Annotated in this window: 14 protein-coding genes; 11 read left to right on the top strand and 3 right to left on the bottom strand. The window is 63.8% G+C overall.

The features are described 5' to 3' along the window. Positions 1-24 precede the first annotated feature (24 nt). Positions 25-990: a 2-hydroxyacid dehydrogenase gene (locus tag IEC33019_RS19740; protein ID WP_070093620.1), complete on the bottom strand. Its 966-nt coding sequence runs from the start codon at positions 988-990 to the stop codon at positions 25-27. A gap of 226 nt (positions 991-1,216) precedes the next feature. On the opposite strand from IEC33019_RS19740, the gene IEC33019_RS19735 reads away from it, so the two are divergent. The 10 genes from IEC33019_RS19735 to IEC33019_RS19685 all read left to right on the top strand — a co-directional run bounded on the left by IEC33019_RS19735 (position 1,217) and on the right by IEC33019_RS19685 (position 14,117). After that, entirely contained in the window at positions 1,217-2,899 is a 1,683-nt protein-coding gene (locus tag IEC33019_RS19735; protein ID WP_070093621.1) for a fatty acid--CoA ligase, read from the top strand. 313 nt (positions 2,900-3,212) lie between these two features. Then, complete coding sequence (locus tag IEC33019_RS19725) at positions 3,213-5,075, top strand: DUF1302 domain-containing protein (protein ID WP_070093622.1); 1,863 nt, start codon at positions 3,213-3,215, stop codon at positions 5,073-5,075. 24 nt (positions 5,076-5,099) lie between these two features. Continuing rightward, positions 5,100-6,464, top strand: coding sequence for a DUF1329 domain-containing protein (locus tag IEC33019_RS19720; RefSeq protein ID WP_070093623.1), 1,365 nt, complete (start codon positions 5,100-5,102; stop codon positions 6,462-6,464). A gap of 229 nt (positions 6,465-6,693) precedes the next feature. Then, entirely contained in the window at positions 6,694-9,408 is a 2,715-nt protein-coding gene (locus tag IEC33019_RS19715; RefSeq protein ID WP_070093624.1) for a LuxR C-terminal-related transcriptional regulator, read from the top strand. Positions 9,409-9,556: 148 nt separating this feature from the next. After that, the gene (locus tag IEC33019_RS19710) at positions 9,557-11,164 is read left to right on the top strand and encodes a tetratricopeptide repeat-containing response regulator (protein WP_070093625.1); all 1,608 of its coding nucleotides are present in this window, start codon (positions 9,557-9,559) and stop codon (positions 11,162-11,164) included. Further along, entirely contained in the window at positions 11,161-11,853 is a 693-nt protein-coding gene (locus IEC33019_RS19705) for a sensor histidine kinase (RefSeq protein ID WP_099593860.1), read from the top strand. Before IEC33019_RS19710 ends, IEC33019_RS19705 begins: the two co-directional genes overlap by 4 nt. Before the next feature lie 156 nt (positions 11,854-12,009). After that, on the top strand, positions 12,010-12,288 hold the full coding sequence (locus tag IEC33019_RS19700) for an AbrB/MazE/SpoVT family DNA-binding domain-containing protein (RefSeq protein WP_081337493.1): 279 nt from the start codon (positions 12,010-12,012) through the stop codon (positions 12,286-12,288). After that, positions 12,285-12,635 carry a type II toxin-antitoxin system ChpB family toxin gene (locus IEC33019_RS19695; RefSeq protein ID WP_070093627.1) on the top strand — a complete coding sequence of 117 codons (351 nt, stop codon included), beginning with the start codon at positions 12,285-12,287 and terminating at the stop codon, positions 12,633-12,635. The genes IEC33019_RS19700 and IEC33019_RS19695 overlap by 4 nt, the downstream gene beginning before the upstream one ends. A 22-nt stretch (positions 12,636-12,657) precedes the next feature. After that, complete coding sequence (locus IEC33019_RS19690) at positions 12,658-13,302, top strand: MBL fold metallo-hydrolase (RefSeq protein ID WP_070093628.1); 645 nt, start codon at positions 12,658-12,660, stop codon at positions 13,300-13,302. Positions 13,303-13,397: 95 nt separating this feature from the next. After that, on the top strand, positions 13,398-14,117 hold the full coding sequence (locus IEC33019_RS19685) for an OmpA family protein (protein WP_070093629.1): 720 nt from the start codon (positions 13,398-13,400) through the stop codon (positions 14,115-14,117). A 46-nt stretch (positions 14,118-14,163) separates the two neighbouring features. Here the strand turns inward: IEC33019_RS19685 and pta are convergent, their stop codons facing one another. Further along, positions 14,164-16,254: a phosphate acetyltransferase gene (gene pta, locus IEC33019_RS19680; protein ID WP_070093630.1), complete on the bottom strand. Its 2,091-nt coding sequence runs from the start codon at positions 16,252-16,254 to the stop codon at positions 14,164-14,166. Between the two features lie 31 nt (positions 16,255-16,285). Next, a complete protein-coding gene (locus IEC33019_RS19675; protein ID WP_070093631.1) occupies positions 16,286-16,588 on the bottom strand; it encodes a DUF3565 domain-containing protein in 303 nt (100 codons plus the stop codon). Between IEC33019_RS19675 and IEC33019_RS19670 the strand changes: the two genes are divergently transcribed. Continuing rightward, positions 16,587-17,072: an FKBP-type peptidyl-prolyl cis-trans isomerase gene (locus tag IEC33019_RS19670; protein ID WP_070093632.1), complete on the top strand. Its 486-nt coding sequence runs from the start codon at positions 16,587-16,589 to the stop codon at positions 17,070-17,072. The two genes, IEC33019_RS19675 and IEC33019_RS19670, sit on opposite strands and share 2 nt — an antisense overlap. The last annotated feature ends 65 nt before the right edge of the window (positions 17,073-17,137 follow it).

Here is a 17,137-nt window from a genome sequence, read left to right as displayed (position 1 = left end):
AGTGTACCAGAGCCCCTTGCTGATTCAGCTGACCACTCGCCGTGGCTGACCGGCGAAGAAGGCCTGCGCGTTCTCGCTCAACTGGCCGACGATGCGCTGGCGCGACTCCACTGCGCCCCAGGCGCTGTGCGGGGTGATGATCAGGCGCGGGATGTCCGGGGCCAGCAGAGGGTTGCCATCGACCGGAGGTTCGACGCTCAGCACGTCAGTGGCCGCGCCCCCGAGATGGCCGCTGCGCAGGGCGTCGGCCAGGGCCTGTTCATCGATCAGGCCACCTCGGGCGGTATTGACCACCAAGGCGCCGGGCCTGAGCTGCGCCAGTTCGCGCGCGCCGATCATGTGGCGGGTGTGCTCGTTGAGCGGGCAGTGCAGGGTCAGCGCATCGACTTGGGGCAGCAGTTCATTTAGCGGCAGGCGTTCGGCGCGGGCCGGGCGACCTGGAATCTGCCCGCTGAGCACGCGCATGCCGAACGCCTCTGCCAGCCGCGCCACCGCGCCACCCAGTTCGCCATGGCCGAGCAGGCCGAGGGTCTTGCCTTCCAGTTCGACAATGGGGAAGTCCAGCAGGCAGAACTGGCTGGCCTTGGCCCAACGGCCTTCGGCGACCGCCTGGCGGTAGTCGCACAGGCGCGTGGCCAGGGCCAGCAGCAAGGCCAGGGTGTGCTGGGCGACCGACGCAGTGCCATAGCCCTGGCAGTTGCACACGGTGATGCCCTGGGCGCGGGCGGCAGCCAGGTCGACATTGTTGGTGCCGGTGGCGGCGACCAGGATCAGCTTGAGCTGTGGGTTGGCCGCCATGGCCGCGGCGTCGACCATCACTTTGTTGCTGATCACCGCCGTGGCGCCTTGCAGGCGCTCGGCGACCTGTTCGGGCAGGGTGGAGGCGAACAACTGCAGGCTGTCGAAGGGGCGCTGCAGGGGCGAGAGATCGAGGTCGCCTAGGTCCAGGGACTGGTGATCGAGAAAGACGGCGCGACGCGGGCTGGGCATGAGGGGCTCCGGGCTGGGGTTCGGGCGGTGACAGTTCAGGTCAGCCGTTGCGCGACAGCGCAGCCCATCAAGCTGAAGGTGGGCTGGCAAAGTGTCAAGCGTGGGGTGCGAGGTCACTCATACCTTTATCCCGTCGAATCATTCCTTCGGCTGATTTGATCGGAGCGTCACAGTTCTAGAGTAGATATCAGACTTCTCCGGCCAGCATTGCAGAAAAGGGATCCTTATGTTGCAGACGCGTATCATCCAGCCCGCCGAGGGCGCCTACACCTTCCCGCTGTTGATCAAACGTCTGCTGATGTCTGGCAGCCGCTACGAAAAGACCCGTGAGATCGTTTATCGTGACCAACTGCGCTTGACCTACCCGCAACTGGTCGAGCGCATCGCGCGCCTGGCCAACGTGCTGACCGAGGCCGGGGTCAAGGCCGGCGATACCGTGGCGGTGATGGACTGGGACAGCCACCGCTACCTGGAGTGCATGTTCGCCATTCCAATGATCGGCGCGGTGGTGCACACGATCAACGTGCGCCTGTCGCCGGAGCAGATTCTCTACACCATGAACCACGCCGAGGATCGCGTGGTGCTGGTCAACAGCGACTTCGTCGGCCTCTACCAGGCTATCGCCGGCCAGTTGACCACGGTGGACAAGACCCTGCTGCTGACCGATGGGCCGGACAAGCAGGCCGACCTGCCCAATCTGGTTGGCGAGTACGAGCAACTGCTCGCCGCGGCGAGTCCGCGCTATGACTTCCCCGATTTCGACGAGAACTCGGTGGCCACCACCTTCTACACCACTGGCACCACCGGCAACCCCAAGGGAGTGTATTTCACTCACCGCCAGCTGGTGCTGCACACCCTGGCCGAGGCGTCGGTCACCGGCAGCATCGACAGCGTGCGCCTGCTGGGCAGCAACGATGTCTACATGCCCATCACCCCGATGTTCCACGTGCATGCCTGGGGCATTCCCTACGCGGCCACCATGCTCGGCATGAAGCAGGTCTATCCGGGACGCTACGAGCCGGAAATGCTGGTGAAGCTGTGGCGCGAAGAAAAGGTCACCTTCTCCCACTGCGTGCCGACCATCCTGCAGATGCTGCTCAATTGCCCCTCTGCCCAAGGCGAGGATTTTGGCGGCTGGAAAATCATCATCGGCGGCAGCGCGCTCAACCGGGCGCTCTACCAGGCCGCGCTGGCCCGGGGTATCCAGCTGACCGCCGCGTACGGAATGTCCGAGACCTGTCCGCTGATTTCCTGCGCCCACCTCAACGATGAGTTGCAGGCCGGCAGCGAGGACGAGCGTATTTCCTACCGCATCAAAGCCGGTGTGCCGGTACCGTTGGTGGAGGCCGCGATCGTCGATGGCGATGGCAACTTCCTGCCGGCCGATGGCGAGACCCAGGGCGAACTGGTATTGCGCGCGCCCTGGCTGACCCAGGGCTACTTCAAGGAAGCCGAGAAGAGCGAGGAGCTTTGGGCGGGCGGCTGGCTGCACACGGGTGATGTCGCGACCCTCGACGGCATGGGCTACATCGACATCCGCGACCGCATCAAGGATGTGATCAAGACCGGTGGCGAGTGGATCTCCTCGCTCGACCTCGAAGACCTGATCAGCCGCCACCCGGCGGTGCGCGAAGTGGCGGTGGTCGGTGTCGCCGATCCGCAGTGGGGCGAGCGGCCGTTCGCCTTGCTGGTGGTCCGCGAAGGGCAGGCCATCGATGCCCGTGCGCTCAAGGATCACCTCAAGCCGTTCGTCGAGCAGGGGCACATCAACAAGTGGGCGATCCCTAGCCAGATCGCGATTGTTACTGAAGTTCCCAAGACCAGCGTCGGCAAGCTCGACAAGAAGCGCATCCGCCAGGACATCGTCCATTGGCAGGCCAGCAACAGCGCGTTCCTGTCGACCTTGTAACCCCTCCCACGGGTCGCGCTCATTCGTGCGCGACCCGCATTCCAGAGCGGCTGATGCTTGTAAAACGCTGAAATTGCGCCATGCTTGCGCGCGCCCTGCAGGCCGCCTTCGGCCCTGGGATACACAAATCACACTTTAGAGGGATCAAGCACCTGGACCTGCTGGCTATAGTCGGGCCCAGGTGATTTTCAGGAATGGGGCAAGTCACTGCGTGCAAGTCGCAGTGCCGCGGGCGAAAGCCTGCAGACCGGTCGCACGGGCCGTTTCTGAAAGGACTCACTGCCATAACAATAAAGTACATGGAGTAGCGTCGATGACATCCGCAAACCTGTTCTGGCGCCGGGCGAAGTTGCCTCTGGCCGTCAGTCTCGCTTCCACGCTCGCAAGCCCCGCATTCGGTGTCAGCTTCAACATCGGGGAAATCGAAGGCCAGTTCGATTCGTCGCTCTCCGTCGGCGCCAGCTGGTCGACGGCCAATCCGAACCAGAACCTGATCGGGGTCAACAATGGCGGCAAGGGCCTGTCCCAGACCTCCGATGACGGCCACCTGAACTTCAAGAAGGGCGAGACCTTCTCGAAGATCTTCAAGGGCATCCATGACCTGGAGCTGAAGTACGGCGACACGGGTGTGTTCGTCCGTGGCAAGTACTGGTATGACTTCGAACTCAAGGACGAGCACCGCGAGTTCAAGGACATCAGCGACTCCAATCGCAAGGAAGGCGCCAAGTCGTCGGGCGCCGAGCTGCTCGACGCCTTCGTCTACCACAACTACTCCATCGGCGATCAGCCAGGCTCGGTGCGCCTGGGCAAGCAGGTGGTCAGCTGGGGGGAGAGCACCTTCATCGGCGGCGGCATCAACGCGATCAACCCGATCGACGTCTCCGCCTTCCGTCGCCCTGGCGCCGAGATCAAGGAAGGCCTGATCCCGGTCAACATGTTCTACATCTCCCAGAGCCTGACCGACAACCTGTCGGCCGAGGCCTTCTACCAGATCGAATGGGACCAGACGGTCGTCGACAACTGCGGCACCTTCTTCTCCCAGGCGGACATCATCGCCGACGGCTGCACCGACAACCTGCGGGTGCTCAACAGCAGCCGCTCCCTGCCGGCTCCGGTGCTGGGCCTTCTGGCCAGCCAAGGGGTGGATATCAACCAGGAGGGCGTGAAGGTCGCCCGTGGACCGGACCGCGATGCACGCGACAGTGGCCAGTTCGGCGTGGCCATGCGCTACATGTTCGAGCCGCTGGATACCGAGTTCGGCGCGTATTTCATGAACTACCACAGCCGTGCGCCGATCTTCAGCGCGACTGGCGCACCTGCGTCGGTCTATGCCGCAGCGGGCAACTTCGGTCGGTTGGCGCCGATCATCGTCGCGGGTAACTCAAAATACTTCGTCGAATACCCTGAGGATATCCGTCTGTATGGCCTCAGCTTCTCCACCACGCTGCCCACCGGCACTGCCTGGAGTGGCGAGCTGAGCTACCGCCCCAACGCTCCGGTGCAGTTGAACACCACCGACATCCTCTTCTCGGCCGTGCGTCCGCTGGGCGGTCCTTACGCCGATGCCTCGGTGCTCACCGGCGTGCCGGGCGAAGACCTGCACGGGTACACCCGAAAGGAAATCACCCAGTTCCAGACCACCTTGACCCACTTCTTCGATCAGGTCATGGGCGCCAGCCGCCTCACCGTGGTGGGTGAAGTGGGCGTCACCCACGTAGGCGGGCTCGAGAGCTCGAGCAAAGCGCGGTACGGTCGCGACCCGGTCTTTGGCCCAGGCAATCTGCCCAACGGTACCTGCGAGGCGCTCAACGGCAGCACCATCGGCGGCTCTGGCCTGAACAGCTCCACCGCCAACATCAGCCGCAACTGCGAGAACGATGGCTTTACCACCACGACCTCCTGGGGTTACCGCGCCCGCGCCATCTGGGACTACAACGATGTCTTCGCCGGGGTGAACCTGCGGCCGAACGTGGCCTGGTCCCATGACGTCTCGGGTTACTCACCAGGCCCTGGCGCCAACTTCGAGGAAGGTCGCAAAGCCGTCAGCCTGGGCCTGGACGCCGAGTACCAGAACACCTACACGGCGAGCCTTTCGTACACCAACTTCTTCGATGGCAAGTACAGCACCGTGGACGACCGCGACTTCGTGGCGCTGAGCTTCGGCGTGAACTTCTAAGAACACTGATCCAGGACGACAACAATGAACAAGACCAGAAGTCTGCTCAAAGCCGGTGTACTGGGGCTGTCCCTGCTGGCCACCAGCGTGATGGCCGCGGTGTCCGCCGATGAGGCTGCCAAGCTGGGCACCAGCCTGACCCCGATGGGCGCAGAGAAGGCCGGCAATGCCGATGGTTCCATCGGCCCCTGGGAGCCTTTGTCCAAGACGGCGGGCAGCGCTGACGCCAAGGGCTTTTTGTCCGACCCCTATGCCAGCGACAAGCCGCTGTACACCATCACCGCGCAGAACGTCGATCAGTACAAGGACAAGCTGTCCCCGGGCCAGGTGGCGATGTTCAAACGCTACCCAGACAGTTACCGGATCCCGGTGTACAAGACCCATCGTGGCGCGACCGTGCCCGATGAAGTGTTCGCTGCCATCAAGGAAAACGCCACCAAGACCACGCTGGTCGAAGGCGGCAACGGCCTGAACAACTTCCGCACTGCCATCCCTTTCCCGATCCCCAAGAGCGGTCTTGAGGTGATCTGGAACCACATCACCCGTTATCGCGGCGGCAGCGTGACCCGCCTGGTCACCCAGGCCACGCCCCAGCAGAACGGCTCCTACAGCCTGGTGTATTTCCAGGACCAGTTCGTCTTCCGTGACCGGATGAAGGACTACGACCCGAACAACCCGGGCAACATCCTGTTCTACTTCAAGCAGAAGGTCACCGCGCCGGCGCGTCTGGCGGGCACCGTGCTGTTGGTTCACGAGACCCTCGACCAGGTCAAGGAACCGCGCAAGGCGTGGATCTACAACGCCGGCCAGCGCCGCGTGCGCCAGGCCCCGCAGGTGTCCTACGACGGGCCGGGCACCGCCGCGGACGGGCTGCGTACCTCCGACAACCTGGACATGTACAACGGTGCACCGGACCGCTACGACTGGAAGCTCGAAGGCAAGAAGGAGCTGTACATCGCTTCCAACAGCTACAAGCTCGACTCGCCCAACCTCAAGTACGCCGACATCCTCAAGCCTGGCCACATCAACCAGGACCTGGCGCGCTACGAGCTGCGCCGTGTCTGGCATGTGGTCGCGACCTTGAAGCCGGGTCAGCGGCACATCTATGCCAAGCGTGATTTCTACATCGACGAGGACACCTGGCAGGCTGCGGTGATCGACCAGTATGACGGCCGTGGCCAGCTGTGGCGGGTCTCTGAGGCTCATGCCCAGGACTACTACAACGTGCAGGTGCCCTGGTACACCCTGGAGACCATTTATGACCTGCAATCGGGCCGTTACCTGGCGCTGGGCATGAAGAACGAGGAAAAACGCGCCTACGACTTCGGCTTCAGTGCCAGCAAGAGCGACTTCCAGCCGGCAGCGCTGCGCCAGGATGGCGTCCGTTGAGGTTTGATTTCGCCTGAAGTCCTTGGGGCTGCAAAGCAGCCCCAAGGGATTTGCCCCCCCTGGCCATTCACGCATCCAATGCCTGCTCATTCCCGCCATCGGCCTTGTTTCTTTTTGTTGTAGTCTTTTTCTTGTCAGTCGCGGCCATCATCTTCAAATGCGCTGCGTTACCCGCTAGTCTCGCAACAATCCGTACCCGCCGTAGTCCTCCACCCAGACCGAGCCGGCCATGACAGACCTGTCCCGTACGCATGGATTTGCCAGTCAGGCCTTTGGCCTGTCGGACGGGCGTTTCTTCCGGCCGCCCTTGCCTGATGGCCATGTACCCCGGTCACGGCTATGCCAGCGTCTGCAGTTCGGCCTCAGCGGGCGCCTATTGCTGGTCAATGCCCCGGCAGGTTTTGGCAAAAGTTCCCTGGCGATCGAGTTCTGTCAGGCCTTACCCGCTCACTGGCGCAGCCTGTGGCTTGGCCTGAGCCAGCGCGATGCAGACCCTGGGCGCTTCCTCGAGCGCCTGCTCGAAGGCCTCCAGCAGTGCTGTCCGGCCCTGGGTGGCCAGGCCATGGGGCTGCTGAAAATGCGTCAGCGCCACCAACCGTTCGCCTTCGAACAGTGGCTCGACGGCCTGCTCGACGAACTCGCGCTCTACCTGCAGCCGGATGCCCCCTTACTGTTGGTGCTGGACGACTACCACCTGGCCCAAGGGCCGGTGCTGGACCGTTGCCTGCAGTTCTTCCTAAGCCACCTGCCCAACGGCCTGGTGCTGCTGATCACCAGCCGCCAGCGACCGGACTGGCACCTGGCGCGCTTGCGCCTGTCGCGTCAATTGGTCGAGCTCAACGAGCAGGACCTGCGCCTGACACCCGATGAAGCGTTGGCGGTGATCGGTCGCCAACCCACGGGTCTGCGCGGGCAGGCGCTGGACAACCTGATCCAGCGTAGCGACGGGTGGGTTGCAGGGCTGCGCTTCTGGCAACTGGCGGCCAGCGAGTCCGGCGAGGACAATGCCTTGCCCCAGGCCTTGCACGGCGGGGAAGGGTTGATTCGCGACTATTTGCTGGAGGAAGTCATCGAGATCCTACCGGCCCCTGTGCAGGCGTTTCTCTACGACACCGCCAGCCAGGAGCGCTTCTGCGCCGAGCTGTGCGACGCCCTGCGCGAGCGCGAGGACAGCGCCGGCATCTTGAAATACCTGCAGGCCCACCAGGTGTTCCTCGTGCCGCTGGACGAGCATGGCCACTGGTTCCGCTATCACCATCTGTTCTCCGACCTGTTGCGCAGCCGCCAGGCCAGCGAGCCTCTGGGCGCGTTGCACCTGCGGGCGTGCCGCTGGTTCCAGGCCCAGGGGTTGCTCGATGAAGCCGTGGAGCAAGCCCTGCGCGCGGGGCATCTGGATGTGGCCGCCGACCTGGTGCAAAGCCTGTCCGAAGAGCAGCTTCTGGCCGAACAGAATGTCGGCATGCTACTGCGCTGGAAGATGGACCTGCCCGACAGTCTGTTGATCAGCACTCCGCGCTTGATCGTGCTGTACAGCTGGGCTTTGGGCCTGGCCTGTCAGCTCGATGCTGCTGAAGAGCTTGCGGCTCACCTGAGCCGTTTTCTGCCAGCGCCTTCGGCCACCGCGCAGAAGTCCATGCTCGCCCAGTGGCTGGCATTGAGCGGGGTCATCGCCCGGGGGCGAGGAGATCGTCAACGCACCCTGGCCTATTGTGGCGAGGCGCTGCGCAGCCTGCCCTACAAGCGCTATGGCCAGCGCCTGGTGTGCCTGTCCACGCTTTCCAATCTGGCGATCGCCGACGGTGATTTCTGGCGGGCCCGAGGCTGGAACCGTGAAGCCCTGGAGTTGGCGCAGCGGGTGGGCAATCCCTTGTTCGAGGCCTTGGCCCATTACGACCGGGCGCGGGTCCTGCACGCCCGGGGCGAGGTGCTGCGCGCCCTGGATGAAGTGCGCCAGGGGTTGCAGCGTTTGCAGGGGCTATCGGCGCAACGCCTGTATGCCGTGCGCGCGCGGCTGACGTTGTACGAGGGGTACCTGCTGGTCTCGCGCCTGCAGCCGGCCCAGGGCCGTGCACGGCTGCGTGCCGGTCTCAGCGAAGCGCGGGCTTGTCGCGATATCAGTGTGCTGATCGGTCATTGCGTGATCGCCTCGCTCGACGGTCGCGAGGGCCAGTTCGCCGAAGCCTTCGCCGAACTGGCCGAGGCCGAGCGGCTGATGCATATCTGGGATGTCCCGCCGATCTTCTATCTGGCCATGATCACCTTGGTGAAATGCGAGCTGTGGCTGGCCCAGGGTCGTACCGACCTGGCCGGGTCCTGGCTGTTGCGCCTGGGCCAGACCTACGGCGGCGAGCGACCGGCGGCAGCGCCGGAGTTCCACCCGTTGCTGGCGTTGCACATCGAATTGCAGCAGTCACTGCTCGAACCCGTGCTGGCGCGGCCCCAGGAGGCGGTGGAGCGGTTGCGCGCGCTGGTGGCGCGTGGCCAGGCCAGTGGAGGCATGATGCTGGTCGTCAACGCCTTGTGCCAATGGATGGCACTGCTGCTGGTGGAGGGGCAGGAGCAGGAAGCGGCGGCCTTGCTGCCTCAGGCTCTGGAGGCCGCCCGAGGCGGCGTGCTGCAGCCGTTCCAGCGACTGCTCGAGCAGCAGCCGCACTGGCTGCGCGAGCAACTGGTGGCACGCCCGGCGTGCCAGGTGCAGACCGAACTGCTCGCGCGCCTGCCGCGCCCTGCGACAGTCACGGAAAACGTCGAGGCGCTCAGTGGGCGTGAGCTGGCGGTACTCGAACTGATCGCCCAGGGGTGCTCGAACCAGCAGATCAGTGAGCGGCTGTTCATCTCCCTGCATACCGTCAAGACCCACGCCAGCCACATCAACAGTAAGCTCGGGGTGGAGCGTCGCACCCAGGCTGTGGCCAAAGCCAAGAGCCTGGGGCTGCTTGCCTGATCGTTGATCGGATCGGATAATGGCGCATGGCCATTATTTTGGCCAGCCACTGCGGGCTCATCTTTCCTGACTCGCTGCCGATAGCCTGTTCGGCGGTACGCATCGCCACGGACCATTTTCCATCTCTTGCCAATACAAGGTCGTGTTGATGCTGCAGTACGGGCAAAAAAGCTTCCTGATCGTCGACGATTTCACCGACTTTCGTACCTCGACCCGCTCCATGCTCCGTGAGCTGGGTGTACGCGACGTGGATACCGCCGACAGCGGCGAGCAGGCCTTGCGCATGTGTGCGCAGAAGCGCTACGACTTCGTTCTCCAGGACTTCCACCTGGGTGATGGCAAGAAGAACGGCCAGCAGGTGCTCGAAGACCTGCTGCTCGACAAGCTGATCAGCCATGAATGCGTGTTCATCATGGTCACTGCCGAGAGCAGCCAGTCCATCGTCCTGAGCGCCCTCGAGCACGAGCCGGATGCCTATCTGACCAAACCGTTCAACCGCGTGGGCCTGGCCCAGCGCTTGGAAAAACTGGTTCAGCGCAAGACCTTGCTCAAGCCGATCCTTCAGGCCCTGGACCGCGCACGCCCCGCCGAAGTGTTGGCGGCCTGCGCCGAGCTGTGCAAGAAGGACCCGCGCTTCGCCCCGCTGTGCCTGCGCTACCGCGCGGACGCACTGCGCGACCTGAACCGCTTCGAGGAACTGGAAAAATTCCTCACCAGCATCCTCGCCAGCCGCCCCCAGCCCTGGGTCTACTCAGCCCTCGGCAGCCTGCTGCACAAGCGCGGCCAGCACGCCCAGGCCCAGGGTGTCTATGAGCAGGCGCTCAAAGCCTTCCCGATCATGCCGGGGTTGTACGACGGCATGGCCGAAGTGCTGGTGGCCCAGGGCGAGACCAAGCGTGCCCAGCACATGCTGGAAGAGGCGGTGCGCCTGTCGCCGCTAGCGGTACGCCGGCAGGCGGCGCTGGGCAAGCTGGCGCTGGACAACGAGGATTTCGAAAGCGCTTCCAAGGCCTATCGCCATGCGGTCAACCAAGGCCAGAGCTCTCGCTACAAGAGCCCTGAGAGCAACCTGGGCCTGGTCCAGGCGCTGATGAACAAGAACGCTGGCAACGGCCTCGATGCTCGCACCCGGGTCGAGATCAACACGGTGCTCAGCGAAGTGGCCAAGGAAAACGTCGAGGACCAGGGCCTGCAGGTACGCGCGCGCCTGATGAAGGCGGCCAGTCTGCAACAGGCCGGTGACGAGGAAACGGCCAGCAAGCTCACCGAGCAGGCCATGCAACGTCTGGAGAAGATGGACCAGTTCTTCTCCGTCGAAGCGGCCCTGACCGTGGCCAAGCAGTTGCAGCAACTGGGTCAGGCCTCGGCTGGCACCAGCATCCTCAAGGGCTGCGTGGAAACCTATGGTGACGACCCCAAGGTCATGCAGAGCGTGGCCAAGCTCACCGACGACCCGGGCGTGCTCGGCGCTGTCACCGAGGCGGTGGATCTCAACCGCCAGGGGGTGCGCAGCTATCAGGGCGGCCAGCTCAACGAGGCGCTGGAGATGTTCCGTCGCGCGCTGGCACTGCAACCCAAGAACATCAGCATCGCGCTCAATACCGCCCAGGCGCTGCTGCGCATCGGTGGTGAGAGTCCGGCGCCAGCGTTGATGCAGGAGTGTCGCAACTGCCTGCAGAGCGTCGCCGGCATTCCGGCCAGCGACAGCCGCTACGATCGCTACCGTAAACTGCATATCCGGGTGTTCGGCGCATGAATCGAGACGAGCAGGGGCTGGATTTCTCCACGGTGATCGCCTCTACCGTGCACGACATGAAGAACTCTTTGTCGGCCCTGATCCAGGCCCATGACCAATGGTTGGCGCGCCTGCCCGAAGTGCTGCACGGTGGCAGCGAGCAAGGCGTGATCGAGCATGAGTTCCGTCACCTCAACGGCATGCTGGTGCAACTGCTGGGCCTGTACAAACTGGACATCAACCAGTTGCCGATCTGCCCGGACTACCACGAGCTGGACGACTTCATCGAAGCCCAGCTCGCCGCCCAGCAAGAGGTGCTGGAGCATCGAGACATCCTCGCCTCCTGGCGTCTTGAGACCGAAAACCCGCTGGGCTTCTTCGACCGCGAACTGGTCGCCTCGGTGGTGGGCAACGTCCTCACCAATGCCATCCGTCATGCCGGCCACGCTCTGTTGATCAGCATCGAGGAAGACGGGGAACAGCTGGTGATCAGCGTCAACGACGACGGCCCGGGTTATCCACAGCGCATGCTCGAACGTCAGCAGGATTACCTCCAAGGCATCGATTCGCGCACTGGCAGCACCGGCCTTGGCCTGTACTTCGCCGCCCGCATCGCCGCCCTTCATGAGCGCAATGGCGTGCGCGGGCGGATCGAGATCGCCAACGGCGGGGCGCTTGGGGGCGGGTTGTTCCGGTTGTATTTGCCCTGAATCGAATGTTCGTTTGCGGGTAGCATCGCAGGGTTTCCCAAGATGGGGTAGGAGATGTCCTGGCCCGCGGTTTGGGGCTTTTCCGTGGGTCTGATGAATGAGTGTGTAGATACGATGTTTCTACAAATACTTGCATTCATTCGGAGGGTTTCTACTATGTATCTACCTTTGGAGATACTTATGGAAATCAAAATCCAGCAGTGGGGCAACAGCGCCGCCATTCGTTTGCCTGCCGCGATACTCAAGCAAATGCGCTTGAAGGTTGGCTCGACCCTGAGCCTCGATACGGCAGGGGAGTCGCTGGTGCTCAAGCCTGTGAGAGCCAAACCCAAGTACACCCTCGAAGAATTGATCGCCCAGTGCGATCTTGAGGCGCCTGAGCCCAAGGAACTGGCGGACTGGAACGCAATGCGGCCCGTAGGGCGTGAAGCATGAGGCGAGGCACGTTCGCCAGAGGCGATATCGTTAGGGTCTGTCTCGACCCCACCTCGGTTCGTGAACAACAGGGCAGCGCGCGGCCAGCGCTGGTGCTTACGCCAGCGGCGTACAATGCGTCAGGCCTGGCTGTGATCGTGCCCATCACCCAAGGGGATGACTTTGCCCGCCATGCAGGCTTTGCCGTCACGTTGAGCGGCGCCGGTACACAGACCCAAGGCGTGATCCTGTGCAATCAATTGCGGACCGTGGACCTCGACGCCCGAGGTGCCAAACGGATCGAGTCGGCGCCCGATGTGGTGATCGAAGACGCCCTTGCGCGTGTGCAGACCCTTTTCGACCAATAGGTATCCAGTGATTTTCCCTGCCATGAACAATGCACCCACTGCGCTCATCCGCGAAACCTTCCCCGTTGGCCCGCTGCAGTGCAACTGCACCCTGATCGGCGATCCGCTCAGCAAGAAGGCGATCGTCGTCGACCCGGGCGGTGACCCGGAGAAAATCCTCGCCCGCCTGCAGGCCCATGGCCTGACGTTGGTGAGCATCATTCATACCCACGCCCACTTCGACCACTTCCTCGCCTCGGGCACGCTCAAGGCGCTGACCGGCGCGACCTTGCACCTGCACAAGGACGACCAGCCGCTGTGGGACAACCTTCAGATGCAATGCCAGATGTTCGGTGTGCCCTACACCCCGGTGCCGCCGCCAGACCGCTGGTTGGGTGACGACGAGGAGCTGGCCTGCGGCTGCGGCGTGGCGTTGCACACGCCGGGGCATACGCCGGGCTCGATGAGCTTCTGGTTCGCCGATGCCAAGCTGTTGATCGCGGGCGACACATTGTTCCGCCGGGGAATCGGCCGCACCGATTTGTGGGGTGGGGACCAGAGGGCTATCGTTCGTTCTATCAAAGAGCGGCTCTATCGCCTGGACGAAGAGGCGGTCGTGGTGACCGGGCATGGGCCGGATACCCGGCTTGGCGACGAAATGCGCGAGAATCCATTCGTGCGCGCGTAAGATTTCACGGAATTATTCCGCCTCGCTTCGGTCGAAGGATGGCATAGGGCTATCCCATGACCTTTGCACTTTTGAATTTCTGTAGGAGCTTGTCCATGTTCACCATGCGTCGTCTGATTATCGTCGCTACCGCTGCTGCTCTGATGACCGGCTGTGCCGGCCAGAACCCCTATGACAGCCAGGGCCAGGAGCAGGGCTCCACTGGGATGAGCAAAACCGCCAAGTATGGTGGCCTGGGCGCGCTGGCAGGTGCCATCGCCGGCGCTGCTATCGATCACAACAACCGTGGCAAGGGCGCGCTGATCGGCGCTGCCGCGGTAGGTGCCGCCGCTGCCGGCTACGGCTACTATGCCGACAAGCAGGAAGCCGAGCTGCGCGCCAAGATGGCCAATACCGGTGTCGAGGTCCAGCGCCAGGGCGACCAGATCAAGCTGATCATGCCGGGCAACATCACCTTCGCCACCGATTCGGCGAACATTTCCCCAAGCTTCTACTCGCCGCTGAACAACCTGGCCAACTCGTTCAAGCAGTTCAACCAGAACACCATCGAAGTGGTCGGCTTCACCGACAGCACCGGCAGCCGCCAGCACAACATGGACCTGTCCCAGCGCCGTGCTCAGGCGGTCAGCAGCTACCTGACTTCCCAGGGCGTCGACCCGTCCCGCGTCAGCGTGCGCGGCATGGGCCCGGACCAACCGATCGCCAGCAACGCCGACGCCAATGGTCGTGCGCAGAACCGTCGTGTAGAGGTCAACCTCAAGCCGATTCCGGGTCAGCAGTACGACCAGCAGGGCACGGTTCAGCAGTACCCGTAAGTATCAGATCCACATGACAGGGGCCGCTTAGCGGCCCCTGTTCATTTCAGCGCACGGTACTGGCCTGGATCGCGGTCAAGGCGATGGTGTGGACAATGTCGTCCACCTGCGCCCCGCGAGGCAGGTCATTGACCGGTTTGCGCAGCCCCTGCAGCATCGGGCCGAGGCTGACGCAGTCGGCGCTGCGCTGCACAGCCTTGTGCGTGGTATTGCCGGTGTTCAGGTCCGGGAAGACGAACACCGTCGCCCGCCCGGCCACAGGGCTTGCCGGCGCCAACTGGCGAGCGATTTCGGGGTTGGCGGCCGCGTCGTACTGCAAGGGGCCGTCGATCACCAGTTCGTGCTCGGCCTGCTGCGCCAGGCGTGTGGCCTCACGCACCTTTTCCACTTCCTCATCGCTGGCTGCCGAATCGCTGGAGTAGCTGAGCATCGCCACGCGTGGGGCAATGCCGAAGGCCTGGGCCGATTCGGCACTCTGCCGGGCGATTTCGGCCAGCTCCGCGGCGCTGGGGTGCGGGTTCATCACGCAATCGCCGTATACCAGCACCTGCTCGGGGAAGAGCATGAAGAACACCGATGACACCAGGCTGCTGCCCGGCGCGGTCTTGATCAGTTGCAGGGCGGGGCGGATGGTGTTGGCGGTCGAATGCACCAGCCCTGACACCAGCCCGTCGACCTCGTCGAGCGCCAGCATCATGGTGCCGATCACCACGGGGTCTTCCAGCTGCTGCTCGGCCATGGGGGCGTTGAGGTTCCGGCTCTTGCGCAGCTCGACCATCGGCTCGACATAGCGTGCGCGGATCAGCTCCGGATCGAGCACCTCGAGGTCCGGCGGCAACGTGATGCCCTGGGCGCGGGCGACGGCCTGCACGTCCTCGGGCTTGGCCAGCAGCACGCAACGGGCAATGCCACGTGCCTGGCAGATGGCGGCGGCCTGTACCAGCAGCGGCTCGGCGCCTTCGGGCAGGACGATACGCTTGTTGGCCTGCTGGGCGCGCTGGATCAACTGGTAGCGGAACACCGCCGGCGACAGGCGCAACTCGCGTGGCGTGCCACAACGCTGGTGCAGCCAGGCGGCGTCCAGGTGGCTGGCGACGAAGTCGGTGATGAACTCGGCGCGTTCGCGGTCATCGACCGGGATCTCGCGGTTGAGCGAGTTGAGCCGGTTGGCGGTGTCGTACGAGCCGGTGCTCACCGAGAGGATCGGCAGGCCGGCCTGCAGGGCGCCTCGGCACAGTTCGAGGATGCGTGGGTCCGGCTTGCTGTCGCTGGTCAGCAGCAGGCCCGCCAGCGGAACGCCGTTGATCGCCGCCAGGCTCACTGCGAGGATGATGTCGTCGCGGTCGCCTGGCGTCACCACCAGGGTGCCGGGCTTGAGCAGCGGCACGGTGTTGGCCACGGTACGGGCGCAGATGATGATGGTGTTCATGCGCCGCTGTTCGTAGTCGCCGGCATTGAGCACCTGCGCGCCGAGCAGCTCGGCCACATCACGGGTGCGTGGGGCGTTGAGTTCGGCCTGGTAGGGGATGCAGCCGAGCAGGCGGAAGTCGTTGCCGCGCAGCAAAGGCGAGTGCTCGCGCAGGCGCGTGGCGAAATCGGCCATGCTCTCGTCGGTGCGGACCTTGTTCAGGACCACGCCGAGCACCTTCGGATCGCGCGGGCCACCGAACAGCTGGGCCTGCAGTTCGACCCGGCCGGACAGCTCGCTGAGCACTTCGTTTTCCGGCGCCGATACCAGGATCACCTCGGCATCCAGGCTCTTGGCCAGGTGCAGGTTGACCCGCGCGGCATAGCTGGCATGGCGGGTGGGCACCATGCCCTCGACGACGACCACGTCGTTGCCAACGCAGGCCTGCTGGTACAGGCGGATGATTTCCTCGAGCAATTCGTCGAGCTGGCCGTCGCCGAGCATGCGCTCGACCTGGGCCAGGCTCAGGGGCGTGGGCGGACGGATGCCGTGGGTGCGAGCGACCAGTTCGCTGGAGCGCTCCGGGCCGGTGTCGCCAGGATGGTGCTGGGCGATCGGCTTGAAGAAGCCAACCTTCAGCCCGCCGCGCTCAAGGGTACGGACCAGGCCGAGGCTGATGGAGGTCAGGCCGACACCAAAGTCGGTCGGCGCGATGAAAAATGTCTGCATGCGTGCTTCTCGAAATAAGCGGTGCAAGGGATCAACGGCCAAGGGTATCGCTATCGATGCCCTGGGCGCACCAGCCGCAGGCAAATACCTGGCCGATACGCCGTTCGCGCTCCTGGGCATCCAGTACCCAGGGCCTGGCCTGCCAGGGCGGTTGGTGGCGCAGGTGCTGGGTGTGGCCGCAGGAAAGCTCGACCACCCAGTGGCCCTCTTCGTCCTGATGAAACCCCGTCACCCGACTGACGGGGTGCTCATTGCCCGAGGGGCGTTCGCAATCGGACGATGCCTTGGTTACACTTGTTCGCTCTACATTCTTTTGCAAAAGGTCTTGCCCCATGCTGATCGCCGCCAACAAGGCTGTCTCCATCGACTATACCCTGACCAACGACGCCGGGGAGGTCATCGACAGTTCCGCCGGCGGTGCTCCGCTGGTGTACCTGCACGGTGCCTCCAACATCATCCCTGGCCTGGAAAAGGCCCTGGAAGGCAAGCAGGCCGGCGACGAACTGAACGTCAGCGTCGAGCCTGAAGACGCCTACGGCGAGTACCTGGCCGAACTGGTCAGCACGCTCAACCGCAGCCTGTTCGAAGGCGTCGATCAGCTGGAAGTGGGCATGCAGTTCCACGCTTCGGCGCCGGACGGCCAGATGCAGATCGTCACCATCCGCGACATCGACGGCGACGACATCACCGTCGACGGCAACCACCCGCTGGCTGGCCAGCGCCTGAACTTCAAGGTCAAAGTGGTCAATGTTCGTGACGCCAGCGACGAAGAAATCGCTCATCGCCACATCCACGGTGAAGGTGGCCATCACCACTGATTTTCTGCGCTAAGCTCAGAGAGTCGCCAGGCGCTCGGGCAAGCCGACTTGCCTTCCTTGGGGAA

The organism is Pseudomonas putida, from assembly GCF_002741075.1.
GTDB lineage: Bacteria > Pseudomonadota > Gammaproteobacteria > Pseudomonadales > Pseudomonadaceae > Aquipseudomonas > Aquipseudomonas putida_T.
This window is presented reverse-complemented; position numbering and strand designations above follow the sequence as displayed.